The 26,458-nt window shown below is 40.4% G+C and carries 19 protein-coding genes; 10 read left to right on the plus strand and 9 right to left on the minus strand.

Features of this window, described 5'->3' with window-relative positions; all coding sequences use genetic code 11:
- Positions 1 to 21: 21 nt before the first annotated feature.
- From PAUR_RS18185 to PAUR_RS18195, 3 genes are all read right to left on the minus strand, one after another.
- A complete protein-coding gene (locus PAUR_RS18185; RefSeq protein WP_225738486.1) occupies positions 22 to 1,392 on the minus strand; it encodes a TolC family protein in 1,371 nt (456 codons plus the stop codon).
- Between the two features lie 130 nt (positions 1,393 to 1,522).
- A complete protein-coding gene (locus PAUR_RS18190; protein WP_192509146.1) occupies positions 1,523 to 2,272 on the minus strand; it encodes a thioesterase II family protein in 750 nt (249 codons plus the stop codon).
- A gap of 44 nt (positions 2,273 to 2,316) precedes the next feature.
- The gene (locus PAUR_RS18195) at positions 2,317 to 2,490 is read right to left on the minus strand and encodes a hypothetical protein (RefSeq protein ID WP_225738487.1); all 174 of its coding nucleotides are present in this window, start codon (positions 2,488 to 2,490) and stop codon (positions 2,317 to 2,319) included.
- A gap of 921 nt (positions 2,491 to 3,411) precedes the next feature.
- Between PAUR_RS18195 and PAUR_RS18200 the strand changes: the two genes are divergently transcribed.
- The 7 genes from PAUR_RS18200 (at position 3,412) to PAUR_RS18230 (ending at position 12,665) form a co-directional block, all read left to right on the plus strand.
- Positions 3,412 to 4,494 (plus strand): hypothetical protein, encoded by a 1,083-nt coding sequence (locus tag PAUR_RS18200; RefSeq protein ID WP_192509148.1) that lies wholly within the window; start codon positions 3,412 to 3,414, stop codon positions 4,492 to 4,494.
- 388 nt (positions 4,495 to 4,882) lie between these two features.
- Complete coding sequence (locus PAUR_RS18205) at positions 4,883 to 5,581, plus strand: LytR/AlgR family response regulator transcription factor (protein WP_192509149.1); 699 nt, start codon at positions 4,883 to 4,885, stop codon at positions 5,579 to 5,581.
- A 170-nt stretch (positions 5,582 to 5,751) separates the two neighbouring features.
- On the plus strand, positions 5,752 to 7,758 hold the full coding sequence (locus PAUR_RS18210; protein ID WP_192509150.1) for a TonB-dependent receptor: 2,007 nt from the start codon (positions 5,752 to 5,754) through the stop codon (positions 7,756 to 7,758).
- 246 nt (positions 7,759 to 8,004) lie between these two features.
- The gene (locus tag PAUR_RS18215; protein WP_192509151.1) at positions 8,005 to 10,368 is read left to right on the plus strand and encodes a TonB-dependent receptor; all 2,364 of its coding nucleotides are present in this window, start codon (positions 8,005 to 8,007) and stop codon (positions 10,366 to 10,368) included.
- 122 nt (positions 10,369 to 10,490) lie between these two features.
- Entirely contained in the window at positions 10,491 to 10,832 is a 342-nt protein-coding gene (locus tag PAUR_RS18220) for a hypothetical protein (protein ID WP_192509152.1), read from the plus strand.
- Positions 10,822 to 11,091, plus strand: coding sequence for a hypothetical protein (locus tag PAUR_RS18225; RefSeq protein WP_192509153.1), 270 nt, complete (start codon positions 10,822 to 10,824; stop codon positions 11,089 to 11,091). Before PAUR_RS18220 ends, PAUR_RS18225 begins: the two co-directional genes overlap by 11 nt.
- Positions 11,088 to 12,665: a PepSY-associated TM helix domain-containing protein gene (locus tag PAUR_RS18230; protein ID WP_192509154.1), complete on the plus strand. Its 1,578-nt coding sequence runs from the start codon at positions 11,088 to 11,090 to the stop codon at positions 12,663 to 12,665. The genes PAUR_RS18225 and PAUR_RS18230 overlap by 4 nt, the downstream gene beginning before the upstream one ends.
- Positions 12,666 to 12,746: 81 nt before the next feature.
- On the opposite strand, the gene PAUR_RS18235 is transcribed toward PAUR_RS18230, so the two are convergent.
- On the minus strand, positions 12,747 to 14,543 hold the full coding sequence (locus PAUR_RS18235; protein ID WP_192509155.1) for a choice-of-anchor I family protein: 1,797 nt from the start codon (positions 14,541 to 14,543) through the stop codon (positions 12,747 to 12,749).
- A gap of 201 nt (positions 14,544 to 14,744) precedes the next feature.
- Here PAUR_RS18235 and PAUR_RS18240 point away from each other — a divergent pair, with 201 nt between their 5' ends.
- Genes PAUR_RS18240 through PAUR_RS18250 form a run of 3 tightly spaced genes read left to right on the plus strand, consistent with a single transcriptional unit; the run spans position 14,745 to position 17,388 of the window.
- Positions 14,745 to 16,016, plus strand: a complete 1,272-nt coding sequence (locus PAUR_RS18240) for a LysM peptidoglycan-binding domain-containing protein (protein WP_192509156.1) — start codon at positions 14,745 to 14,747, stop codon at positions 16,014 to 16,016.
- Between the two features lie 12 nt (positions 16,017 to 16,028).
- Positions 16,029 to 16,754 carry a hypothetical protein gene (locus PAUR_RS18245; RefSeq protein WP_192509157.1) on the plus strand — a complete coding sequence of 242 codons (726 nt, stop codon included), beginning with the start codon at positions 16,029 to 16,031 and terminating at the stop codon, positions 16,752 to 16,754.
- Positions 16,735 to 17,388, plus strand: coding sequence for a lysozyme family protein (locus tag PAUR_RS18250; RefSeq protein ID WP_192509158.1), 654 nt, complete (start codon positions 16,735 to 16,737; stop codon positions 17,386 to 17,388). The genes PAUR_RS18245 and PAUR_RS18250 overlap by 20 nt, the downstream gene beginning before the upstream one ends.
- A gap of 174 nt (positions 17,389 to 17,562) precedes the next feature.
- Here PAUR_RS18250 and PAUR_RS18255 read toward each other — a convergent pair whose 3' ends face one another.
- The 5 genes from PAUR_RS18255 to PAUR_RS18275 all read right to left on the minus strand — a co-directional run bounded on the left by PAUR_RS18255 (position 17,563) and on the right by PAUR_RS18275 (position 26,433).
- Positions 17,563 to 18,099 (minus strand): hypothetical protein, encoded by a 537-nt coding sequence (locus PAUR_RS18255; RefSeq protein ID WP_404821706.1) that lies wholly within the window; start codon positions 18,097 to 18,099, stop codon positions 17,563 to 17,565.
- Positions 18,100 to 18,286: 187 nt separating this feature from the next.
- Positions 18,287 to 21,457, minus strand: a complete 3,171-nt coding sequence (locus PAUR_RS18260) for a lantibiotic dehydratase (RefSeq protein WP_318782631.1) — start codon at positions 21,455 to 21,457, stop codon at positions 18,287 to 18,289.
- A gap of 9 nt (positions 21,458 to 21,466) precedes the next feature.
- Positions 21,467 to 22,684 (minus strand): lanthionine synthetase C family protein, encoded by a 1,218-nt coding sequence (locus PAUR_RS18265; protein WP_192509160.1) that lies wholly within the window; start codon positions 22,682 to 22,684, stop codon positions 21,467 to 21,469.
- Positions 22,685 to 23,022: 338 nt separating this feature from the next.
- Positions 23,023 to 25,155, minus strand: coding sequence for a peptidase domain-containing ABC transporter (locus PAUR_RS18270; protein WP_192509161.1), 2,133 nt, complete (start codon positions 25,153 to 25,155; stop codon positions 23,023 to 23,025).
- A gap of 33 nt (positions 25,156 to 25,188) precedes the next feature.
- The gene (locus tag PAUR_RS18275) at positions 25,189 to 26,433 is read right to left on the minus strand and encodes an HlyD family efflux transporter periplasmic adaptor subunit (RefSeq protein WP_192509162.1); all 1,245 of its coding nucleotides are present in this window, start codon (positions 26,431 to 26,433) and stop codon (positions 25,189 to 25,191) included.
- Positions 26,434 to 26,458 lie beyond the last annotated feature (25 nt).

The following is a 26,458-nucleotide window of genomic DNA, read 5'->3' on the forward strand; positions in this document are numbered from 1 at the left end:
CAGCTGAGTCACTATGTGCACCTATTTATCGACAGTCACTCTCTGTGCTAATACGCCACTAAATAAACGATTTAAAAAACCAACTTCAGTGTTCGATAACTCACCCATTACCTCTTTTAACGAAATATATAATTTCACATACTGGTATTTTTCTTGGATCAGCTGAACCTTCTCTGACATTAACCGAGCGCGGTTATCTAACACTCGACTAAATGGCCCTAGGCCACTGAAATATTCATCTTCCGAATTTTTCAATGCTAATTCTACCGCCTCAACAGCCAGCCCATTCGCAGCTAATGAGTGTGAAATTGCACGCAAAGTTCTATGGTTTTTCAATATTTGCTGCTTAACCTCCAACTGTTTAAGCTTTTTCATGTATTTCGCGCGTTCCATAGAAAGCTTTGCTTCACTGCTCGCAGAACTTACACCTCCGCCATTATAAATTGGCATTTCCAAATACACGCCAATATTCCAGCCATGCCGATTTAATGTATCTGGGTGCTGAAAGTTGTACGTCGAATCGGTATTACTATCGGTGTAACTCAACCGACTCGTCACGGTAGGCAAGTGCTTCGCCTTTTTTGCTTTCCAATTTTCATTCGCAACCGTCAAATCTAAACTCGCAAGTTTAAACCCCCAGTTATTCTTAAACTTTTTTTGTAAATGTGTGATTGACTCAGCGGGATTATGCAGTACCGGTATTTCACCAGATAAAGCATGAATAGCATCTACATCAACTTGCGTGACTAAAGATAATTGCTCAAAAGCCAAAGCGAGATCATTTTTTGCAAGTATTTCATCAGACTCAACTTTGAGCTGCTGTGATTCTGACTCTTTCAATTCACTGATTTTGACTAAGCCCACCGCATAGCGATTAGTAATAATACTACTTTGCTTTTCATATGCATCTAGCGTCTCTTGAATAAAGAGTAACTTCTCTTGCGCTTCTACTACATCTAAGTATGCAGATAAAAAATCACTGGTATAGGTAGACAATGCTTGTTGAAATTTGACTTTGGCCTGAGTCGAGCCGTACTGACTACTTTTATAATCATAGTAGGCTGGCAAATCAAATAATCGCTGACTCAGTCCTAATTCATATTCCGCAGCATCCGATGCTGATTTTTGCGCCCCTTTATATTGCAATAGATTATGAGTATCTAACGCCTGTGTTTGAGCATCATAACGCACATGCGCTGATAACTTTAACTGGGGTAGTAGCTGCGCAAAAGACTGCTTCTCACCTTCTAGCCCCGCCAAATATGCAACACGCTCCGCATTGACAGATAAGTTATTTTTAACCCCGTTACTGTATAACTCGATAAGCGTACTGCCATGAGCAGCGCTCATGTATGTCAGTGACATGCAAAGACAAATTAGATTAAACTTCAACGAAACCCCCTACCTCTAACGATAAATAGATCTATCTCACGAGTGAGATATTGAAATAATAAAGACACGCCATAATTGTTTGAAATTCTAACGCTGTCTGCCAAATAAAAATAAATTAAACCTGTTCTGTTTACGCCGCATTTATCGCAAACTGAGTTTCAAAATAAAGATTTAACTGAGCTATAACTTGATGAGGGTGCGTATCAATAAAAAAGTGCCCGCCTGAACATTCAACCTTAGAAAAATCAGAAAAATACATACCCCACATATGAATTTCTTCATCAGAAATAGCATCATCTTTACCAAATAACACGGTGACAGGCGAAGGTATATTCACGTTTCCTTTATAGCTATATTCCCCTGCGACTTTAAAATCAGACCTTAGCATTGGTAAATGCAACTCTATTAATTCTTTGTTTTCAAGAATTTCCGCAGGTGTTCCTTTCATGTCTTTCAATTCTTGAATAAAATCAACATCAGGTAGCTCGTAAACCTTCCGATCAAAACATTTTCTTTGAGGACCCGCACTGCCTGATGCAAAGAAATGCAGCGGAGGCTTTAACCCAACTCGAATAGCCCGAATGATTAATTCAAAACCAATCCGGCTTCCTAAACTATGACCAAAAATAATATAATCAGAGTGTAATATAGGTGCCAGTTCACTAAATAATGATTCAACCAATGATGTCATATCAGCAATCGGCTCTGCGGAAAAATGAGAGCCTCTTCCTGGTAGTTGAATAATATTGAGTTCAACATTATCGGGAAGCAAATCTACCCACGGATAAAAGACAGATACGCCGCCACCAGCATAAGGGAAGCAAATTAATTTAACATCTGCATTAGGTCGAGGTTTTGGCGTGACGCACCATTTGCTCATTGTGCTCTGTTTTTTATTGAGAGTATACATGTCAGATTGCTCCATTAATTTAGCGGTTGAATTAAATTCTCAAGGTCCATTTCCAACTGAGAATTGATTGCTTGTGAATGTAAAAATACACCGTCGGCACCATCCAGCTTTCCGCGAGAGTAACCTTGTTCATATGCCCATTTAACTAACTCAAGCTCTTTTCTAGATAGTGATTTTGCTACTGGCATGCTGCGATCCTTTGTCTTGTTATATAGTTTTACGTATCTTTTTTCATCAGACTCATTGAACATTGCTATTACACCTTTATAAGTAAGCACTATATAAAATGAACATACATGAGCTATTTAAATACGGCATACACATACTTCATTTTTCATATTTTTTAAGATTAGAGAGAAGTTATTTACGTATCGTCTTCATCTCGTCAACAGCACCTAGATTACACAGGAAACCTGAAAAGTTGAAATTATGAAATGTTATCTAACCTCTAAAAAAACACAAAACAAAACCAAGCAACTCATTGTTTTTGGTACTTAAAATAAAAAAAATAACGAAACCGAACATATAACAATTGCAAAAGACAAAAATATTAGTGCAATCCTCCATACTTTTTGATGCAACTAAAAAACAAATAATACTGCTTTTCAGACTATTTGTGGCCGGTCGATTACTTTAAGTATTAAAAACCATATTAACAAGCATTGAAAAATTAAATAAAAACCTTGAAAACAACAACTAACAAAAAACAAAGCAGCAATTTTACAACGACAAAGCGTAAATTAGGTCTTTACCGTCTGCTTTTTAGCTTTTTCAAGCATGATTTAAATAACCCCTTAATTGTCAGATCAGTCGTCACCTCGGTCAAAATCACCCTCTCTATTAATATCGTAAAATGAACGGCCAACTTTCACCGTCTGTACCTATAAGCACTTGGAATAAAAAAGATAACAACAATTCCTGAGTGGCCGAACAACCTTGATTCTGATATAGTCTAGCTATTCAAAAATAATAATTAGCGGCATGCATCGTAGACTGATGATACAACAAGTCATGATATGTCGAACATTTATCATGCAAGTGTTCCGTGTTTCATGACCTAAACAGGTCACACACTTGGCAAAACCACAATTTACTTGAGCAAAAGAACTATGGTAGAAAAACTAGATCAATTACTATTGGCCAGCGTTAACAATAAAGAACTGTTTCATATTGAATCATTTGAGTATAAATCACTTTTTCTTAGCTCAGTTCAACCAGACGATTCAAATGCTAGGTTTATGCCGTGTATTTTTATTGAAGACGAGCATGCAAAGCAGTTTATTACGCGCAATATCACCAAAAGACAACTCAGTGAGATTTACCAAGCTGAAAATCATGTAATGATCGGCAAGTCTTGTATTATAAATTGTCTAAAATATGGGTCTAATGAATGGAAGAAAGCCAATACAACTATCGAGTCCATCGTTGAACTTGGCGAAAATATCTCCGTTTCAGAAATGATTCAAGCACCGACCGTCTTTCCTACAGATGATGGTCATTACCAAATACTCACTGGGCACCGTCGATTTTTCGCATTAGTGTTTGCATATGGTTTCTCTCATGTTGCACAATTTAAAGTGTATGAAAACAAACCACTGCTATCGAAAGTCAAGCAATTCCAGGAAAATGCGAGTCGCGAAGACCTGCCTCAATACGGTAAATTACAAGCATTCTTGTCTGCCATGAGAGAAATCGACTCTCTAGACCAAGCACGCCTAAAGCTAGGAGATAAAAAGCTAACCGTTAAGGATAAAGCGAAGAATTTAGGGATTTCCATGGGTGCTTTTGATAATTATAATGTTTTGACTCGATACCCAGAAGTCATCGAAGCCTATGAAAAAGGCCTAACAAACTCATTTGTCGGTACAAAAAAAATCGTCTTAAAAATTGAAAACGATTACAAAGTAGAGCACGATAAAAAGCTACTCAACTTATCTGATAGAAAGTATATTGGCGATCTCATTGAGCAGCAATTAGCGGGGAAGAAAGCCGCCAAGAAAGTCACCACGACTTATAACTTAAAGAATATTCACTCTGTCGATATTTTAAAAACATTACTTTTTAGCAATGTTGCAGATCTAAACCTTGAATTAGACTGGGATAATTTAGATTGGAATAATGCTCAAAGTGTTAACAATGCACTGTCTGAACTTATTGCTACGCTATCAAATCAAAAAGACAGCGACCTCTAACGAGACAATCATTACTATGCGAAAACTTGACGGCCTTTTCGTCCAGCTTTCGCTATGTTGATGTGCCCTTTTATAAAGCCGCCGTAAGCAACCAGTTAGCAGGTCTCCACTCGACACACCTACATCCTCGAGCAAGAAACTTTAATCAACTTGATTGTATCAAAGTCGCAATGTTAAATTTGCGATGTTCTCATAAAACCTGAACCTTTTACAGGTTCAATTGTTGCATTTTATATAGATTAAAGCATTGAAATACGCTGCCTTATTGCTATAAAATTGCAAGTGACTAGGTAAGTAAAAGGACGATATCATTAAATTCAAGCTTCTCTCGACGTCACAGTTCAAGAATGAGTGGATATTGTCAACGCTGGTATGGACGATAATTATCATGTTGTTATCGATACTTACGATCATCCATGATGCGCTCGTGCTCACTAAGCACCAATTTGACAACCACCCTTTGTGGGCGCCGCAAGAGTGGGGACTATGGTACTTACTGACCCCTATAACATTTCGTTTACTCAATCATTTATACGATCCGGCTCAGGCAACTAAAAAACGACCCTATATTCTCGTTGGCTTAGTGATTTTTTGTTGCTCAATGACCTACCAAGCTATTTTTGATTTTTACTTTTACCATGATGAAATATCAAGAACCTTGGTCTACTTCGCGCCATCTCACCCAGTTGTGATTGGTATTATTATGGCGATATGGTATCACTTCCTAAAAGAACAACCGGCAACAGAGCGTCATGCTCAAACACTGTTAGTTGATAGCGGTAAAGATAAAGTAGCCTTACCGCTCGAAGACATCATAAATATTAACTCAGCCAGTAACTACGTCGAAATTTTTACCCATGAGAAAACGTATTTAAAACGCACGACATTAAAGGAAATTGAACAACGCTTGCCAGCCAAGTACTTTATACGCACCCACCGTTGCCATCTTATTAATATAAACTATATAACGCGCATACACACTTCCCCAACTGGCAGTCTCAGTATCGTGATGAAAAATGGCCAACCGGTCAACCTGAGCAAAACCTATAAACATCAAGTCAAACAACTCTGGCATGATGCCGCGTAATTACTGTTCTCAAGAGCACTCTGATACGCTCCTCCCAATATCAGAGGGATGAATAGCACGATTATATAATTCCTCCCAAAACTCGTCCCAATCATCCCTAATGCTTTGAAGTAGTTAGTTTGTTTATATTTAATAACTAGAAAAATCATACCGAGAGAAAGGAGCCGGTTTTGTATACTCGTTTTAAGCATCTATGTCGCTACTTATTTATAGGTTTGGCGACATGCATCACCCATAACGTCATAGCTAACACCACAAGTATGGGCACACCCAAAATCCTCAATGCTGACCACTGGGGTCAATTCAGTGCCCAAAACGCACTAGACATTATTGAAAATGTCCCAGAGTTTACCCTGGTAGAAAAGCCCAGTGAACGGGGCTTATCAAACGCCACTGTTAATATTCTTATCAATGGGGTTCCTTCAATCCCAGAGCATAGCTCTCCCCAAGCGTATCTCAAGCAAATACCCATTGATCAAATTAAGCGTGTTGATTTCTATAACACCAATCACCCTTACTCTGTTGCAAGCCAATTCTCACAATTGATCAACATCATTACCCATAAAAATAATAGTCAAACCACCCTATACACTGAATTTGCGCAACAAGCAGATAAAGTCATGTTAGATAATATCGCACTCAAAATAGCCATGCCTTGGCAGGGCTGGAATCATCAGTTTAGTGCCAATAGCCAAAACACACGCTATATATCAACAGCTGATATCTATGAACAGACTCCAGATAATATAGCCAATCACATCGGGGATGAATCATATAAAGAAAAAGATAAAAGCCACTCGCTCAGTTTGACTAGCCGCTTAGAAGATCAAAAAAACTTGCTGCAACTTACGATTAATAATGAAAAAAACAACTATCATGAAAGTACGCGCAATTTATTTTCTACAAATTCAAAACAGCTATTTCTAGAAAATACTCAAAAGTCACAGCTAAACGTTGGCGTCGACTGGCAATATAAAGGCCTGAGTACATGGCAATTACACAGTGTGGCTTCACTTAGAAATATGCAGGATAAAACCCATACTCACGCTACATTTTTCAATTCAACAACACATAGTCGCCCACAGGACTCGAGTGTGTTTATGCAAACTCAAAATTGGCGTGAACTGGCAGCAAAAGTCATACTGTCTCAACCAACCCATGCCTTATCACCCGAGCTAGGTATTGCCTATAGTCGTAATGAGCTCATAGCGAGTACATTACCATCCGAGGCACAATCACCACACTATATATCCAGCGATATACAAGAAATTCGCTATGAACCGTATGTCAAATTACAGTATGCATTAAATCAGAATTGGCAAGTGTACGCGCGAATCAATGCTGAAAGCGCCAAGTTAACAACCCAAGGGAATGACAGTTTCGAGTTTAGCAAAGTGTATATTAAACCGTTTGTAAGACTCAGTTTTGATAATAAAAATGCCGTATCTATTTCAGCAACAGTGAAGCAACAAGTCAAACAACTTGATTTTGAACCGTTTATAGCCAGTGAAGAATCAAACTATGATAGGGCATTCATCGGTAACCTTCGCTTAAAGCCGATGAAATATGATGAGCTTGAAATGCAAATCAATTACATACCAAACACACTCGTCAACATTAATCTAAACACCTTTTTTCAATGGCAACGTGATATCCACGAGTACACTTTATTGTCTGACACTGAAGTTGGCATTGGTAACGCAGGGTCCGCCCAATATTTTGGTACTGATTTACAAATAACACTTCAAACCGATAAAATTGTACCCAATAGTCGATTAGAAATGACGCATACTTATCGACATGCCATATTTAACGATTCAATAACAGGTAAAAGAGCAATTACAGGCCTTACCCCACAGCAGTTAAACTTAGACTTTAAACAGGATTTCAATGCGTTATCTTGGGGAGTACATTACCAAAAAAGTCATGTTTATACTGAGTACTATTATGACGAAATTTACACTGAAAAAACGGCCCCACAGTTGAGTTTTTTCACTGAATTTAATTTCAACACCACCACACATATGCGCTTTAATCTCACGGCTTTCGGACGTGATAAAACGGAATTTAAGCGGCAGGTTTTCACTTTAAACCGAGCTAACAGTCTACTTAGGAACCACTTATATTATGATGTAGCTAAACCAAAGATGTCTCTCACTGTGACACTGAAACTATAGTGTCTTGAGTGAGTTCACCGTCTCCAACTCCTCTGCTGCTATTAAGAAAAGCAGGGGAGTTTAATGCTAATTACACAACAATGTAAAAATGGGTTAATTTAAATAAAATAGACCAACTCACAACACCTTGATAAAACCACGCTACAAAGCACAAAAAACACTCACAATAGTAATGATTTGCAATATCACTTGTGTTAGCATAATCCCATAAATACAAATAAAAACAATTCTTAATTAAAGGAAACCATGAAGTTCTCTACTCTCTCTATTGCAATGCGCGCCACTTTTTTATTACCCGCAATAGCGCTCTCAAATGCCACATTAGCAACCGAAGTGGATAAAAAAAACGATGAAAAAATTGAAAGTATCATCGTTACTGGTCATAAAATAGCTCGTAGCTTACAAGAAACCACCACCAGTGTTGCAGTGTTAACCGCTGAAACAATTGAGCACCAACAAATCAACACCTTTACAGACGCTCTCGTTAGTACCGCTAATGCACATGCAACCGATTATGGTTTTAGTATCCGTGGTATTGATGGCTCGAACGTCTCAGGAGACGGGCATAGTGCCCTTGCCAGCGTTTATATTGACGGCGCCCCCATCCCTCAAGGACTCATTCGAAATGGTACTTTTTCTACATGGGATGCCACACAAATAGAAATACTTCGGGGTCCACAATCTACCTTGCAAGGGCGTAATTCGTTAGCCGGAGCGGTGATCTTAAATACCCAACAACCAAGCGACAACAAAGAAGGGCAGTTTAAACTGACCCTGGGTGAAAATGGTAAGCAAGAAGCTGGTATTGCCTTAGGAGGTGGCTTAATAGACGATGAGCTAGCTTTTAGATTTAGTGGCGAAGAGAAGCGTTACGATGGCTCCATTACCAACCTATACGATAACAGCCACTCTGACACTGACAGCGAACATACATATCGCCTTAAACTCCGTTATGAGCCGGCAGGTATCGAAAACCTATCAACGATGCTCAGCGTTATGAATGCAGAACGTAAATATGGAGATGCTAACCTGACTAAGGATGCTGGAGCAGATACCTTTAGCAATCGCTCAACCTCTTATAACGACACGCGACAAAGACAAGTCAAAACAGATTTAATCTCCCTGTCTATCAATTATGATATCAATAACCTCATCTCATTGGCGTCTTACACCACTTATTCAGATGTTGTTGAAATCTACTCATGGGATTCAGATTATCCCCAAGGTTATGGCAACACACCGGTAGTTGATACAGGCAGTGCAACCTTCTATAACAACGAAGAAAAAACGCTAACGCAAGAATTCAGAATTAACTTTGACTATGATAATTTTAGCGGTGTTGCAGGCGCGTATTATTTCAAAAGTGAACAGGAAGAAGTGAGCACAGGCCTTAATAATTATTCATTGGCTCGATTAGGGCTATCGAGTAGTGCTTTACAGTCTCAATATAAGCTCAGCCCACAAATCGCAGGCTTAGTTTTAGGCCAATATGCTGATTTTAACCCTGCAAAAACAAGAGTCTACTCATTAGCAACCAGTAACATTACCAGCTATGCCCTTTTTGCAGATGGCGTTTGGCATTTGAATGAACAATGGGACTTACTTGCAGGTATTCGTTTTGATAGAGAAAAACAAGAAAATGCCAGTGAGGCACAATACGATATTCTTAACAAAAGCGCCTTACCCAACCCCAGCAGTTATATCGGGACTCCGTATGAAGGGATAGTACCGCTGATCAGTGGCATAAACACGCTGGTCGTGGGTCTTGCCGACAGTGCATCGCAAGTCGCGCCATTAAGTGATGCTTCATTCAGTACCGTATTACCAAAGGTCGGTGTGAGCTATCATGTAAATGATGATATTTCAACCACACTCACCTTCCAAAAAGGCTATCGTTCTGGCGGTGTTGGTGTAAACCAAGCTCGTGCAAATGTATTTGAATATGAACCGGAATCAACAGATAACTACGAACTCTCAGTGCGTTCTACTTGGTTAGATGGTAAGCTCACAGCCAATGCAAACCTGTTTTATTTAGATTGGAAAGATCAACAAGTATCAGTCCAACTCTCACCTAATAACTTTGATATACAAACGGTTAATGCCGGCACTTCTGAAGTAAAAGGGTTCGAATTAGAGCTAAATTATACGATCAGTGATAATTTAAAAACCTATGCCGCAATTGGTTTTGCTGGTACAGAATTTACTGATTTTTCAATTAAGATCCCCAACCAAAATGGCAGCAACACGGAGTTTGACTTATCAGGTCGTCAATTTCCTGCACCACAAAGAACGCATAATATTGGACTCACTTACCAAGATTCCGCTGGGTTCTTTGCCAATCTTAATGCCAGCTATGCCAGTGAATCACCAAACAGAGCAAACCCATACCGAGATGGTCTAGAACCAGGGGATCTGTACTTTGATCTCACAAATGATGCAAGAACAGTCGTTGATATACAACTAGGATATGAATGGGATAACTATGGGGTGTACTTAGTGGGCAAGAACATCACTGATGAAGAATATTACATCGCGCATAGAGCACGTAATCCTCGCATTAGTAAACCAAGAGAGTTGTCGCTTACATTCCGTGGTAATTTTGATTGGTAACAAAAAACCGCCCGTAAACAGCGGCTTTACAACCGATAAAAAGATGCTCAGTTAAATGGCATCTTTTTACCGTTTCAACAGTGAAATGAATACAACAATAACTTGAAGGAATAGGAAAAACAATGAGCTACTTTTTTTTATTACCCGCTTACTGGCTATGCGGCATATTGCTCTACGGCGCCAGTCCAAGGCAACAATTTAGAACTGAGAATCAAAAAACGCCAACACGCATGATATCTCTCTTATATGCCAGCATACTCATTATTGTCACCATAGCGACTTTGATGTTCTTTGAACTGAGCTTTTTTATCGCTGTACTTTACACTGTATGTTTCGCCATGTTTTTTATTCCCGCAGCTGTTTTCTTATTGGCACATAAACCCACTTGGATTTGGTCAAGTCTAATAAGTGTCATAGTCCTAAGCGCTTTCTTTCAACTATTAGGAGCACGCTATGTGGCATAAAACCTTTGCAGGTCTGATAAGTGGCCTCATCTTCATGGTCTTAGTGCCCAGTAGTTTAAGCCTATTAATGCCTAGTCAAGTCGGACTGATACTGGCATTGGGGTTGATCTTCGCGCTATCTTCGTGGGCTGGTGTCATGACATGGTGCTATGCCGCTAATACGAATAAACAAGCTTGGGGGCGCGCAGCGAAAGCCGCCTTACCAGTTATTCTCATATTTACAGGTATTTTCTTCACTGCTGCGGGGCCAACAGGATGAATAAAACAACGTTAAAAAACCTCACCCATGCACATGCTTGGCTCGGCCTGATTATTTCAGGCGTACTCATGATCGTTTTCGTATGTGGCTCTATTTCATTATTCCGCCACAATATTATACATTGGGATAGCCAATATCATGCACCTGACCCACTCTCTGAACAAATCGTTCCTATCTCAACAATTTTAGACAAAATAGCAACTCAAGAGCACAACATACCGGCCCATCATGGCGTACTGATCTCAATTCCACAATCAGATCAGCCCTATTACTATACCGCATTCGAAACAGAAACCGCCGACGGCTTGCATATTGACCATCAACTCAATTTTGATGCCAATACCGGACAACTACTCCCTTATAATGGCGAAGATTTTTATCTCAGTGATATGTTGTATCTTTTACATATCAGTTTACTACTCCCTTACGGTACTGAGATAGTCGGCGTGATCACCTTGTTGTTCTTTGTCATGGTTATGTCTGGTATTTGTATTGTGCTGAAAAAACTAGTCAGTCATTTTTATCAATATAGGCTCAATAAAAACAAAGATATTTACCATGATGGTCATACCCTTATTGGCGTATCCTCTTTACCTTTTACCTTCATCTTTGCATTGACTGGGGTCATGTTTAATCTCAGCATTGTATTGCAGGCTGGATTTGGTTTCGCAGTATTTAAAGGAGACATCCCTGCACTGATCAAAACAGCTGGATTCTTCGGCCAGCCTAACGTTGAGTACTCTGGCAACCCAGTCAGTAATACCCACGCCAATACTATTATTAAAGATGTTCAGGAAAAATATCCTAACCATAAAATTGCACGATTAAACTTTTTTGCCATGGGTGACGAAAATGGCGAAGTCGAAGTACGTTTAATCGAACATAATGCCCTAATACCAACAACGCATGTTATTTATTCACTGAAAGACGCCTCTTTGATCAGTGAATATCATGCTCAGCAAGCACCGACTGCAGCCACATATACTGTACTAAGTAGCCTGCATTTTGGAGAGTTTGGGGGGATCACCTTGAAGTTTATCTACTTTATTCTTGGTTTGGGTTGTTGCTATCTCATCTTAACGGGTAATTTATTGTGGCTTGAAAAGCGAGAAAACAACCGCCAGCAAAGTAAACGCGGGTTAGCCTTTGTGAAAGCAATGACATTAGCATTATCAACTGGGACTTTAATTGCCGTTGCTTGCAGCTTTATAGGCGCTAGATTTGCCCCCTTCAGTTGGACACGGACCGATTTACTGCCAACACTATTTTTCTGTGCCATCGGCATTAGTCTGTTACATGCTCTCTTTAATAGTATGCAACGAAAAGCCATTCGCCAGGCAATGGTGCAGCAACTATTAGCCGCAGCGGTGCTCTTTGCGATATGCCCTTTTTATGACTTGATCCAAGTGCTGTTTGGGCACGCTCCACATCCGTATTTACTGTTAGATGTCATTTTAGTCAATTGCGCCTTGTTACTTGTCGCCCTATTTTGTTTTTCACTCGGTAAGCATCAACATGCCACAAGCGGCGCATCAGCCTCAGAGTCAATCACGTTAAAAAGCTCAGTGAGTTAAACAGTACCACTAAAAAATGGCGTATTTCTCAATACGCCATTTTACATTTCCATCAAGCGACACAGAAACAATCAGACTTGGTTACTCTGCGTAGCTAATTTGCCATACAGCAATAGAGCCAGAAATTTCATTACCAATGATTAATAAAGGCTTACCCGTTACGCTGTTCTCAGCCGAAACAAAGGCCATGCCCTCTGGCGCTAAGTCCCCTGACACATCTTCACCTTCCACAGTGCCACGATTAAAAAAGTAATCAACAAAATGCACGCTATGAGGGTTCGTGACATCATAGACCATGACGCCCCCCATTCGCTCTAAGCCAATAAACGCAAATAAACGTCCGCCAACTTTCCCTAAAGTCAATGCTTCAGGCTCTGCCCCTTTGGCATCAGAGCGTGTATCACCTTCATTTTCATCTTCATCATTGTTAAACGCCTCTCCATGCACGGATGCCGTAATTCGCGCTACCTGATCCCCTGAATCAAACACTTGAAGGCCATTGGCATCCCAGATAGAAAACGACCGAGCGCCGTAGGTATACAGTTGTTCATATTGACCATCATTATCTGCATCACCTTTGACGGTAGTGACTTTTAAACGGCCAATATCATCATTATCATTATTTAAATAGGCAAAGTTATTGGCTAGCTTTAAATCTTTTGCGCGTACCTCATCAGTGTATGCCAGACACCCATCATCTTCATCAAACTCTAACCCCCCTTTGTTGACACACTCAGCACTGTCTTTTGCTGCAAAAAAATACTCCCGACCATCCCCTTCATTTGCAGTAACAATAAAGTTTGCCCCTTTCCAGGTATAACTCGCCACGGTGTCAGGCTGGTACATTCCCATCAACCCAGGGTAAGAACTGAAGTTAATTCCGCCATCTTTGTCCGATGCGTCCATCGTCAAGCTTGACCAGTCTTTATAGCCTAGGCCCAGCAGCTTAATACTGTGATCGGTCAAGTCAACGACAGCTAAGCCATTATTTTCTTGCAACGACACATAGGCATAACGGTTATCATTCGATACAGTGACATATTCAGGTTCTAAATCCATCGCCACGGTCGTATTAATCAATTGACCATTAATTGTCCGGCCAGACGGATTAGCAAACATCATTCCCTGGGCCTCTAATTCAGCCTTTTTATTGTTGTACGCAGAAAACCCTATGTGTGTTGCGGTGTCTGCTATTTCGCCGTTGGTAACGGCAATAACACTAATGCTGCCTTCTGGGTCAATACTATAATCTCCCGCAGGTTCACCTTCATTTGCCACAACCACCTTTGCACCGTCGTGGCTAAATGTCACCATATCTGGTAGTGCCCCCACTTCTACATTTTTTATAAAACTTGGGGTATCTCCTGCAATATCATAAAAGGCTATTTTCCCTACCTCTGAGGCTCCCCCTGATGCCATTGCCACCGCTAGCAATTGGTTATTTTCATCAATTGCAATGCTGTTTGCATCCCCAGGGGTGTGATCATTTAACAATACAGTTATCGTGCTATTCAGGTTTGTGGCGGTCACCACACCTTGCGCATTTTTAGTTAGACCGGTTTGAGCTAGATTTGTCATCGGTAAAATATCAACCACAGCCGTTTCACCAGAACTATTAATGGCATATATCCACTGTTTTTTCGCATGATATGCGACAATCTCTGCAGCACCTTCTGGGCTTTGCGCATTTAATACTCCACGACCGACTAAGGTAATGTCAAGTGCAGCATTGCCATCTATACCATCTTTACCAGCTTCACCGACTGTGCCTTGCGCACCGCTTTGACCATCCATACCAGTGATACCATCATCACCATCGAGCGCGCAGCCCGATAAAATAGTCAACAAAGAAAGTGTTAGTAGGGTATGTTTGAACATGGAAAAGACCTCAAATAAGTTATACCAAATTGTGTGGTTGCACAGTCCATCATACAAAGGTGACTTATTGGTTACGTATATTTGGCACTTTTATGGCAGTGTCATAATAAAACTTGGTCTTCTTGCTTGTCTCCTATTTCTAAACACGTAAATTTCGCTACAATCACATCATACTAAAAATAATAAAGGCCACAGCCAACTATGCCATTGCTTTATCTTATTATTTCGCTTGTTATATTAATGCTAACTGGGTGTGCAAAAACCCCATATCAGGTGAAACACCGTAATGACCTCCCTGTTCCTACACAAACCACCAAAACTACAACGCAGCCCCAGAAAAAAAATATTGTCACGGTTAAACCACAAGACGTAGACGATGTATGGCAACGAATCGCATTACAATTGAGCTTCGCACCATCCCAACATAGCAGCGTACACCAGCGAATTCAGTGGTACCTAAAGCACCCAAACTACATGCATGAAATAAGTCGCCGAGCAGCCCCCTTTTTATATTACATAGTGAGTGAAGTTGAACGTCGAAACCTTCCAATTGAACTCGCTTTAATGCCATTAATTGAAAGTGACTTTAATACTGCTGCGTATTCCCATAAGCATGCATCTGGTTTATGGCAACTGACGCCTCTCATTGCAAAACACTATGGGGTAAAAATAGGACCTTGGTATGATGGTCGCCAAGATATTGTTGATGCAACCCATGCAGCGTTAGATTTTCTCACCTATTTACACCGACGTTTTAACGGCAATTGGTATCATGCCATTGCCGCCTATAATACCGGTGAAGGCAGAGTGGCACGGGCAATTAAAAACAATCAAAAACAAGGAAAACCGAGTGACTTTTTTAGCTTAAAACTCCCACAACAAACGCGTCATTATGTGCCTAAATTATTAGCCGCGGCAGCCTTATTACGCCAGCAAGAAATGGAGTTTCCTGCCATCACTAATCAAGCAGTGATAGACGTTGTACCGCTTAAAAACGGCGTTATACTCACTGATGCGTCTGCATGGCAATCTCTTGAATCGCTCAACCCTGGATATACTCGATTTCCAGCACTCCTTGATGGCCCGCAGCATATTGTGGTCAAAACAGCGGATACGGCTAGCTGGCATACTTATGTTGCACAGCAACCTTTGATGCCCAAGCAACAATGGCAGCAATACACTATTGTCCGCGGTGACAGCTTAAGCGTCATAGCGCAACGTCATGATTTAAGTGTGGCACAATTAAAAACCTTCAATCAACTAACTAGCTCTCGCATTCGCGCGGGAAAAACACTGATGCTGCCCATTTTAGCAGACAAGAAAATTGACTATGCCGTCAAGTCGGGTGATAGTCTATGGCGCATTGCTCGCACATTTAATGTCACAGTCAGTAAACTGATGCAATGGAACAGCCTATCCAAAGAAACTTTACGAATAGGGGATAAGCTCACCGTATTCCTCGCACCGCTATAAAGGATTCGCATTATGATAAATGATCCCACTCCATCAAGCACTGAAACCGTGCGCAACGTGAGAATTAAGAGCAGGCCCAGGCTAACTCGCTCAAAAGTGAATACCATGTTGGCACTCTGTGCAATGGCCATTTCCGCCGCCTCATTTTATGCCACCTACCTGCAAGCAAAAGCATCTCAACAACAAGTCGCTGCCGCAGAGCGACAACTTAAAGCGGAAACTTGGCCTTGGTTAAAAATGGGCTACTCCAACTTTGATATTAATGAAGAGCAGCAAACCATTAATATGAATATTCAGAACTCTGGCACTGGACCCGCAATTGTTCATTACATTGAATATATTTATGAGGGTAATCACCATTATGATATTTTAGAATTGCTTAATGATTGTTGTAACTTGGATGCTTATCAACAAGCACTCTTAGACATTGAGCATCACAATTCCGATATTAACTACCGAAATGCATTTGGCTGGTTGGTCTCCAGTACCACCAACAATATATTGTTAGCCAATGGTGAGCAATATCATGTATTCACGATGCAAAAAACCAACTTCAATACCGGTTTATGGCTGCAAATCGATCATAAAATTCGTAAAGTCGTCGCAAAAGCATGTTATTGCTCCGTACTAAAAGAATGCTACACCGTCGATCAAACCTCACATATTGAAGAGGTATCCCACTGTTCTTTACCATCTTTATCTAAAAATATGAGTACTCATGGCACCCAAAAACTTTAACTTTATTGCGAACTTGAAACAATTCGAAGGACAAATTAATCATTTATACCTCGACAGTCGCGGTAACCCAACCATTGGTATTGGTTTTATGATGGCGAACATACAACAGTTTTGTGCACTCACCCTTTACACTCAACAACATGAACTGGCGACAAAAGCGCAAAAAAAAGCAGAATATAACCGTATCTCTACACTACCAACAGGCTATACAGCAGCTTGGTACGGCACACACTGCCAGTTACATTTACCGGATCCACAGTGTGAGGCGATATTGCAAAAGCATTTAACCCTATTTGAGCAAGAACTCAGCGCCATATTTAGTAAAAAGAATGGTTATAAGCGTCCCTTTAAAGCACTTCCTCAACCCGTGAAATATGCGCTTTTAGATATGGCATTTAACTTAGGCAGCCATCACTTAGGTCAGTATTGGCCTAAGCTACATAATGCGATAAAACAGCAGGATTGGCACTATGCGGCACAAGAATGTCACCGCAAACACATCCAAAAAGCCCGTAATGATGCCACAGCCCAATTATTTCTGGCAGCAAAAGGACAACAAAAGAATAGCTTAATGCGACTACCGCTACTACAGTGGTTACTTAATAAATTGCGAACAAAGAAATGCCTTCGCTAAACATATCAACGCAAAGCAATATGACAATAAACACACCTTTCATTGCTCTTAAAGTGGACAGAAAGCTCACTGGATTTATTCGATATGTCCTGAATCACCACACCCATCAGTTGTGCGAGGTTATTCAATAAAATAAACATCATTCGTATATTCGCTTCGTCACACCTTGATGAGCTACTTAAATATCACCTGCTGCGTGCTACGTGTATAAGTACGTCTTTGTGGTGCAGTCCATTGCTGTTGTTTGAGATATTGTGTCGACACTTGCATGGTGTTATCTATATAGCGCGTAGTCGATTTCACTTGCGTGATCCCTTCTTCGCTACCTGTCACGGTTTCATATGCCGCAAACCCACCATCAGATAATCGCTTTATCGTTCCCTGAGTGTAGAAACTTGCCGTCGTAAAATAATAAAATACAACTTCTTGCTTTGCATCATCCCAAAAAATTAATGACTCCCCTCCATACATACCCGCATTAATTGAATGTAAAGTTCGCACAGCGGTACCATTTAATGCTCGCTCCCAATGACTCACATCTTGCATTGCCGGTTTCCCTACAGGCACAGCAAAGTCAGCCTGCCACCCCCCTAAAAAGGGTTGCAAGAACACAAGTTCATCAACCAAGGTCTCATTTTCGGCTCCGTGAGCGGTCACGCCAAAACACATAACAATGACCCAAGAATATAAGCTTTTCGTTACCCTGTTCATCGAAATACACCCCTTCTAAAATACAGTTAATATCTTATATTCTCATTCTAGCGCAATTTTAAAAGACGACATTGCCTATTAGGTATTCACACTGAACATAATAAAACGCTAAAAATTAAATTTTAGCGTTTTATTATGTCACTAACCCATGCCACTAACCCATGTCACTACCTAACACAATCTCCAGCTACTGCTTTTTGTCTGCAGAAAAATACTTACGGCGCAGTAAATCATGAACCACCAGCTCTTGCTCTCGGTTATATGCCTTGAACATCCGGTTATTATGCATATGTAAAATGGATCCTAATAAAGAGTCACGACTACAATTGAGCTGCTCATCTTCAATGAGTACATTTAGTTGTGCCACGCATGGTGCAGCTTGTTGCTGCCATTGCGCTAATAAATCGAACAAAGCCTGCTGCACTTCATCACACTCATGCGCTTTGTCTGTATGTAACTTTTCAAAATCATCATGCAACTGACCTTCATATTCTCTAAATCGATTGCCTAATTGCTTACGTAATACGCTACTTTCGTTGAACTCCCGACCAAAGCCATCACGCAGACTGCTGATCAACTTAAACCTCTCTTCATCGCTATAATGAAACAATGAGAGTAAGCGGTCAGTATAACTTAGCGCCATACGCCAGCGTATTCCTTCATCATATTCATCTATCAATCCACATGTTTTCGCTATCAATGCACTATCAAACATAAACAATGATTCAATCAATGCCATTGACTCAGGCCCGCCATAACGCTCAACCTCTCGTTCATATGTCATCAGCTCAACTTTATGTAACTCGCCACTTTCAACCATCGGATCTAATAACGCATTTAGCTTAGGTAAGAGAACACCGCAGAGTGTGGCTGGATCGCCATGAAAGCGTAGACGCAAATGCCAATCTGGATCACCATAGCGAATAAAAAACCACTTATCATAAAGGGTATTATTGTCTTCTATCAGAGGTAACAATTGCTCACTCAATAACTGTTCCACTAAAGAATTGCCTGAATACACTTTAAGACTTAACCACTGTGAACCTGCACTAAATCGGCGTTTAATAGGCGTGGCCGTAATATTGGCTAGAGGATTATCCGCATAGTGACTATGTGGTGTTGCCAGTTCATTAAAAAATGGCACAATCACTTCATTGTTGTAGTGTAAACCTTGCGCATCCACAGTACGAGATTCAAACTGTGCATACAGTACTTCTTTTAATTCTATTCTTGTTTGTCCTTTTGTTTCACTCAACAGAATATCGAACATATCTGGACTACGTAAATCTAGGTTTAAAACATTGTCTGACATCGCATAGCTCACCAATGGATCTAATTGGTATTTGCTTAACAAGGCTTCTAATTTTGCGTGTTCAAAATGACCATTTTTAGCTATATCTTCAAAGTGCTTACGATCGATCCGCCATGTTTTTTCACTCAAAATTAAATTGTCTAGCATAATGCGTGGCACGAATGCAGCTCGTTCTGTACTACTGGGCATACTAAAATGAGGCGCTCGACCGTCTTGGTGCTGCAACATACATAGAAATTTATAAGCACTCAGACTACGGTTTGAATAATTGTGTGCACATGATAAGCGTGGCACCACTTGTTTATTCAAACGCTTGCTCCATAGCTTGACCTTTTGTCCTTCTACCCAAACATATAGATCACTCAATGGGATCTGATACTCATGCGCGAGACTACTATCCGCCATAAAGACAATTTCATATTCTCGCAAATGCGGTCTGGCAATAACATTGCCTGGCCGACCTTCAGGCATATGTACAACTTCTGCAAAAATCACATCTGGGGAGTGCATTTGCTCTCGCTTTAGCTCCCCAATAACATCTGCTTTTAAAGAATCATCTAAGTGGCAAAAGCGGCCCAACAAATTCGCAGACGATGGTCCGTAGCAGCCATTTAATTTAATGATCGGGTTTTGCTTCTCATCTTGATACAAACTCATCATTGCTGCAAAAGAACTTGGGTATTTACTCACCGCTCCTTTGTTGGTTACTTTAGCTTTTAATTCTTTGCTTTTGAGTGTAATACTGGTGCGACTGCGATTTTCAGGCAAACTGATCGCGTCTTCAATTATATTGTCTAGCACGCTAATCTCAGGGATCGTGGCATTACCTTTTCCTGAGCGTGCTAAATTAAGACCTGCAACTAAGGGCGCTTCATAACCAGTTTCGTTAGACACACCAATGCCTGACTCATCATCCAAAATGACATCTAATGGCACAAACTGCCCCTCGAACCGCGCGTTAAACTTGGTTGAGAACTGATTTAGGGCACTTTGCTCTGGTGATAAGCTTAGTCCTGATAGCAGCTCTAATTGCTTTTGAAAACGCGAGAGTTCCATCTCACTTAAATGGCAAGTCTCAAAGCTGCGATAAATATCAGACTGAAACAGTTTATTTTCTTGCGCTTTAACTGGCAAATTCTCAAAATGGGTGAGTAACTGTTTATATGGCGTTATTTCACCACTTTTTTGCTCATCTAACCTTTCAATTTGTGACAACGCCGTCGCCAAATGGTCGGCGGTCTCTCGCTCTTCAATATCTTCAAGTGACTTCAGTAAAGCGAGATCAGGAGCGTCCCCTGTAAGTGGCAGTGGAATATCAGCAAGTAGTATCCCTTCACTAATCAAATCTTGAATATATGCTTGCACATCTTCACGCTCAGCTTCTGCGTAGTGGTCACAGAATGCGTCAACCAAACCATTTAAGCTTAAGCCTGAACTCGCTTGGTCCAACGCAAAACAAAAGTATTCATCACTTTCCACTGCACTTAATCGGTACTGCATACTTTCATCAGACATATAAGTTTCGATATATCGACACTGTTCTGCAATAAAGTAATGTGATGGGTTGGGTTTATAAGTCAATGTATCTGAATGCGATGCATGCTTAATAAAATGCTCTTTCAATGCCGACAAATAGAACATGTCGAGTCGTGTCTTACGACTATCTTGAGTATGGTCACTCGCACATAACTGTGTACTATCCGTAACCATGCCTTTATGAATGCCCGAAAATAAACCGAATGGCGTAGGCCGTGAACACATTCTCACCATATATTTCAGTAGCGCTTTTGCCACCTTTTTGCCCTGCTTTGATTCTGGCTTAGAACGCCATTGTTCAATGCGTTCAAGTAGAGACGGACTCGCTAAATATACCGCCTCTTCAACGCCAGGCATTGCTAGCCAATTGCTCAATACTGTATTGCTATCAACCTCTGGTTCTGAAAATGACGTTAAGTGCTCTACCGCTAGACGTGGTATACGCACTACAAAAAAACGACTATTTTTTAAAGTCTTAGGCTTGTGATTCACTTTATTTTTATTTAACACCTTCATCTCCTATGACATTAACAAGCAATCAGACCAACTCACATCATCATCTAAAAAGCTAATGAGCCCAATACCTATCCCCGCATAGCCCATCAAGAAACCGAAGTCTTCACTATGCGTTTTATCTAATCCATTAAATGAATACAATGCTTCAATACCCCGTTCATCATATTGCTTCAAACTATATTCAAGCCAAGTATTCATTGCATCACTTAATACTGGGTGGGGCATAATGTGATTCAATAGTTGATAAATTGTCACTAGCCCAACAAAACCATGACACAACCCCGCATCAATGATATGTCCTGACTCAGCATCTCGATGTGCACTGTGTATTGCAATTTCTAATGCCTGTTCAACATAATGAGGTCGATCAATGGCTTTTCCGACACGCGCCAAAGTCAGCGCGATAGTAAGATCTCCATAACACCAGCCTAATCTAGACTCATACCCTTCACCTGCACATGAACCAAAGCAAGCATTTGCTGCTTTGTCTGGATTTTGTTGTTCCAGCAACCAATCGCAACCTCCCTGCAACATCTCTATAACTTGTTCTTTTAATTGAGGAATGTGTACAGCGGGTAACAGGGCAGCAATAATACCGGGTACCCCATGAGCAAGGCCCAAGTTATATTCAGGACCACGGTGAGAGTCTTCATCTTTATCAAATCGATAAACAGACTCTGAAGGTTGTGACCAAGTAATATGGCCATTGTCTAGCTTTGTAGATACGCTTGCTAGGCCATTAACAATCACCGTATACAATTCTGTTTGATCAGTAAAACGCGCTCTTCTAGCGGCATAGGGCGCATAACCTGATAAGCCCAAAACCATCTCTATTTCGCCTAACCATGGGTTATGCGCTAAAGACTCAACAAAAAGCGCATCAACATCTTCTAATAAATCGGCATCATAATCATCTTGATTCGCTTGATTTAAATACTCTAATACCCATGCTTGACCCGCAAGCCCATTGCTTAGCTCAAACGATTGTTCTGCTAATCCTTCTTGTAATAATTCCAGCTTATCAGTAAATTTATTCTCATCTAGAAGACTTGGGTCAAAACGATGCGCATTGTATAAAAAGAGTAAATGCCCCGCCAAACCACTTAATAAACCATTGCCAGCAACCTCATCAGTGTGATTTATGACTTTATTCGCAAGCTCACGAATAATACGATGTATTTTAGTATTTTGTGGCACACTAAGGTGATTAGGCTTGGTCATACTTATCCTTAAGGTAATTTAGTTTTTTTATTATGAGTATCTACACAAGGTACTTAAGAGGAAACTAAAATTCAACAAAAAACAACAAACAACAGCACAACTTCGTCACAAACTATTTCATTATTGTTGCGATCGGTTTCACGTCTTAATTCATTTTTCAAATTGTTAGAGAGGGAATTCGAGATAGTGACGTAGATGCTGATAGGTTACCAATACCGTACGACTTTATTGTTGAGATAACAACCACAATAATGACTGCTTAGCCTGCGTAATATACAACATGTGACACTTTGCACATCTCACTAGATAATATGCAACGTGTCACAGCGTGAACAACTTTAAGAGTTATTCTCCATTGGTTCTTCCTCAATTTTATACTTTTTCAATTTAATTTCGCGATCGGCCGATGCAATAGTTTCCCGTCGGTGCGCAATTATCACTCGTGTGATTTTTAATCGAGATACCGCTTCATTAATATCTGACTCTAAACTGGTGTCTAAATGACTGGTTGCTTCGTCCATAAAAAGAATTTTCGGATCTTTATAAAGAGCACGTGCTAATATAATTCTTTGCTTTTGACCACCAGATAAGCTCGACCCCATATCGCCAATTAAACTATCATACCCCATTGGCATCGCACTAATATCATCATGAATGGCAGCCAAATCAGCACAATACACAACACGTTCCATATCAATAGGTGTATCAAAGAAAGCGATATTGTCTGCAACTGAGCCGGATAAAAGTTCATCATCTTGCATCACAGCTGATATTTGTTGTCGGTATTGACGTGCCCCAATCTGATCTAGTGGTACACCATCAATCAACACTTCACCACTTTTGGCTTGGTTCAAGCCAAGCATGATTTTTAACAACGTCGATTTACCGCAACCAGAAGGGCCGGTGATCGCAACAGATTCACCAGCTTGAATTGTTAAATTAAGTTTATTGAGCACATTAGCTGTTGCATCCGAGTACGCAAAGCTCACATTCTTAATCTCAATATTCCCTTCTATTTTATGCGTTTTCGTTTGATCTGGTTGCAACTCTTCTTTTTCAGTCAGTGCAATGTCTGCTATACGATCAAAATGTAAACCGAGCATTTTGAACTCAATAAGCTTTTCAATAAGATTCGCCGTTTTATCCATAAATTGGCGCTTATACGACATAAATGCAAATAGCATCCCCGTACTAAAGCCCCCTTGGATCACTAAATGTGCCGCCAAGTAAACAACAACAATGTTTTCAATACCAAACAGTGCGCGGTTAATCGCATCATAACCAATTTGAAAGTTACCTAAGCGTATATTCTGGTTAATTGCTTTAGCGTAACGATTTTGCCACTGTCCTTCGCGTTTAACTTCTGAGCCAAACAGCTTTATGGTTTGAATACCGCGAACCGTTTCCATAAAGTTAGAGTTTTCTTCAGCTCGCGCCATTATTTCTTGCTCGCTAATAGTACGAAACGGTTTGTACATCGCCATTCGAACTAATGCATAAGCAATTACAGCCACTAATACCACCAGCGATAACATCGGACTATAAAAGAAGATCATTGCCAATGTTATAATTGCCATTAAACCGTCAATGATTGCTTCTATTACACCCGTAGTCAGTAATTGCTTCACTTGTTGCAATGAGCCAAATCGAGAAACCACATCACCCATATGACGTGTTTCAAAATAAGATAAGGGTAACCTTACTAAATGATGAAATAAGTTTGCGCCTAGTTGAATATTCATCTGATTACCAAAGTGTAACAAGGTAAAGCCCCGCAAGACATTCGTTGCGATTTCGAAAACCATGACCAGACAAAAGCCAACAGCGAGTACCGTTAATAGCGATGTATCACCAGTCAGTACCACATCATCGATGACCAACTGAATATAGTAAGGTGCCGCCAGCGTGAACACTTGCAGTAGCATTGATAACGCAAATATTAAAAATAATGACCTTTTTAAACCAGTTATCCGACTCCAAAAGTCTGAAAATTTCAAAGAAGGTTTCGCTTCTTTTTTTTCAAATTGCTTCGTGGGCGTCAATTCAAGTGCAATACCCGTAAAATGATTCGACGCTTCTTTTAAGGTAAATGTTTTTTCGCCGGAAGCAGGGTCATGAATAACGATTCTTTTCTCATTGGCTTTTTTTAACACCACAAAGTGATTCATATCCCAGTGCAATATACAAGGTGTCTGAAGTGCATCTAAATCTTCTAACTCAATCCGTAGAGGCCTTGATGTTAACTCAAGTTTCTCCGCAAACTGCATGATGTCAAGCAGTGTCGCTCCCTCCATGGAAATGCAAAACCTCTGCCTGAGGGAAATTAAGTCACTTTCATAGCCATGATAGGCAGCAACCATTGCCAAACTAGCAAGACCACACTCTGCCGCTTCTGATTGTAAAATTATGGGAAGTGATTTCCTTGACCAAAACTGTAGCTTTGCTACAGGCGCTTCGTCTTCAATATGCATTATAAGCCGCCTTTATTCTCATTTTTATACAGCTTACAGCTGACCTTGAATACTAAATACTGGGTCAAATAACCATCGCAATAATGACCGCTCTTCTATAATAACATCAGCATCCAACATCATTCCTGGGCGCAACGCTGATGATTTACCATACGCTTGCACCTGTTGCTCATGCAGCGATACCACGACTCTATAAGCAGGATCGGTTATGATGCCTGGCGTATTTGTTTCATCAGGCAGTATAACGCTATTGCTGACCTCAATAATTTCCCCATCATAAACCCCAAACTTTTCATAAGGAAATGCGTGATAGCGTAAGCGTGTAAGTTGCCCCTCATTAACAAAACCAAATGCCGAAGTTGGTACAAAGATCACCGCCTGCATCTTACTGTTTTCAGGCAAAACAGACAGTAAATTTTGGCCTTCAGCGACATTTTTACCTACTTTTGCCAATAACCCACTAACAATGCCAGCTTTTGGTGAGCGTAGCTCCCCTAACCGTTGCTGCTCTATCGAGGAGAGTTGTATTTGTAAATCCGCTTTTTGTGACAGTAACTGTGACAATCGATTACTCTGCTCCAGAGGAAGCTTCGTAAGTTGATTGTCTAACTGCTCAATTTGGCTTTGTAACGATAAGCGCTCAGACTTAATGCTTGAAGCTTGTTGTTTTAATGAAAGTAAGGTATCTCGTTGGCGTTGTAATTCTAATTCTGAAATATACCCAGTACCTTTTAACGTACTAATCTGAGTGACCATTTGTTCATTCAACTTTAAGCGCTCAGAAAACGTACTCGCCTGTAAATCTAGTTCAACTAGTCGAGCTACTGCAACACGCTTCTGTTGGGAAAGTTCATTAATATCAAGCTTATCTTGAAGGTTTTGTTTTTGTAACTGTTGCTCCAAGCTTTGCAACTGAAAGCTATACTGATTCAATAATGCCTGATTTAGCTCCACGGCATGTTTACTGTGCTTAGCCGAGGCAATACGTAAAATAGGGGCATCTTTAGCAACATACTCCCCCTCTTTCACCAAAATTTCTGAGATAACCCCTGTTTGAGATGCTTTTAATCTTAATAGCCCCGTATTGGGTTCAATCACCCCTGACACCCGTTCTTTACGGGTATATTTACCAATGGATAGAAAGCATAAACTGATCACGACAACAGTAAGGATGAGCATTGTCAGAGTTTTAAAAACCGGTGGCTGAACGAGTGACACAGCACCTTCGAGTCGGTGCTGTTTATTTTCCATTACCTCTTTGCGAAATAGATTTTCCATAACTCTACTGCAGACCTTTTAATTA

The organism is Pseudoalteromonas aurantia 208 (assembly GCF_014858725.1).
Taxonomy (GTDB): domain Bacteria; phylum Pseudomonadota; class Gammaproteobacteria; order Enterobacterales; family Alteromonadaceae; genus Pseudoalteromonas; species Pseudoalteromonas aurantia.

What these genes read in the sequence shown, in the direction of transcription:
- PAUR_RS18225 (WP_192509153.1), top strand. Translation starts at nt 10,822, where the DNA reads ATGTGGCATAAAACCTTTGCAGGTCTGATAAGTGGCCTCATCTTCATG.
- PAUR_RS18215 (WP_192509151.1), top strand. Translation starts at nt 8,005, where the DNA reads ATGAAGTTCTCTACTCTCTCTATTGCAATGCGCGCCACTTTTTTATTA.
- PAUR_RS18270 (WP_192509161.1), bottom strand. Translation starts at nt 25,155, where the DNA reads ATGCATATTGAAGACGAAGCGCCTGTAGCAAAGCTACAGTTTTGGTCA.
- PAUR_RS18275 (WP_192509162.1), bottom strand. Translation starts at nt 26,433, where the DNA reads ATGGAAAATCTATTTCGCAAAGAGGTAATGGAAAATAAACAGCACCGA.
- PAUR_RS18255 (WP_404821706.1), bottom strand. Translation starts at nt 18,099, where the DNA reads ATGAACAGGGTAACGAAAAGCTTATATTCTTGGGTCATTGTTATGTGT.
- PAUR_RS18240 (WP_192509156.1), top strand. Translation starts at nt 14,745, where the DNA reads ATGCCATTGCTTTATCTTATTATTTCGCTTGTTATATTAATGCTAACT.
- PAUR_RS18250 (WP_192509158.1), top strand. Translation starts at nt 16,735, where the DNA reads ATGGCACCCAAAAACTTTAACTTTATTGCGAACTTGAAACAATTCGAA.
- PAUR_RS18195 (WP_225738487.1), bottom strand. Translation starts at nt 2,490, where the DNA reads ATGCCAGTAGCAAAATCACTATCTAGAAAAGAGCTTGAGTTAGTTAAA.
- PAUR_RS18235 (WP_192509155.1), bottom strand. Translation starts at nt 14,543, where the DNA reads ATGTTCAAACATACCCTACTAACACTTTCTTTGTTGACTATTTTATCG.
- PAUR_RS18245 (WP_192509157.1), top strand. Translation starts at nt 16,029, where the DNA reads ATGATAAATGATCCCACTCCATCAAGCACTGAAACCGTGCGCAACGTG.
- PAUR_RS18265 (WP_192509160.1), bottom strand. Translation starts at nt 22,684, where the DNA reads ATGACCAAGCCTAATCACCTTAGTGTGCCACAAAATACTAAAATACAT.
- PAUR_RS18190 (WP_192509146.1), bottom strand. Translation starts at nt 2,272, where the DNA reads ATGAGCAAATGGTGCGTCACGCCAAAACCTCGACCTAATGCAGATGTT.
- PAUR_RS18230 (WP_192509154.1), top strand. Translation starts at nt 11,088, where the DNA reads ATGAATAAAACAACGTTAAAAAACCTCACCCATGCACATGCTTGGCTC.
- PAUR_RS18220 (WP_192509152.1), top strand. Translation starts at nt 10,491, where the DNA reads ATGAGCTACTTTTTTTTATTACCCGCTTACTGGCTATGCGGCATATTG.
- PAUR_RS18205 (WP_192509149.1), top strand. Translation starts at nt 4,883, where the DNA reads ATGTTGTTATCGATACTTACGATCATCCATGATGCGCTCGTGCTCACT.
- PAUR_RS18200 (WP_192509148.1), top strand. Translation starts at nt 3,412, where the DNA reads ATGGTAGAAAAACTAGATCAATTACTATTGGCCAGCGTTAACAATAAA.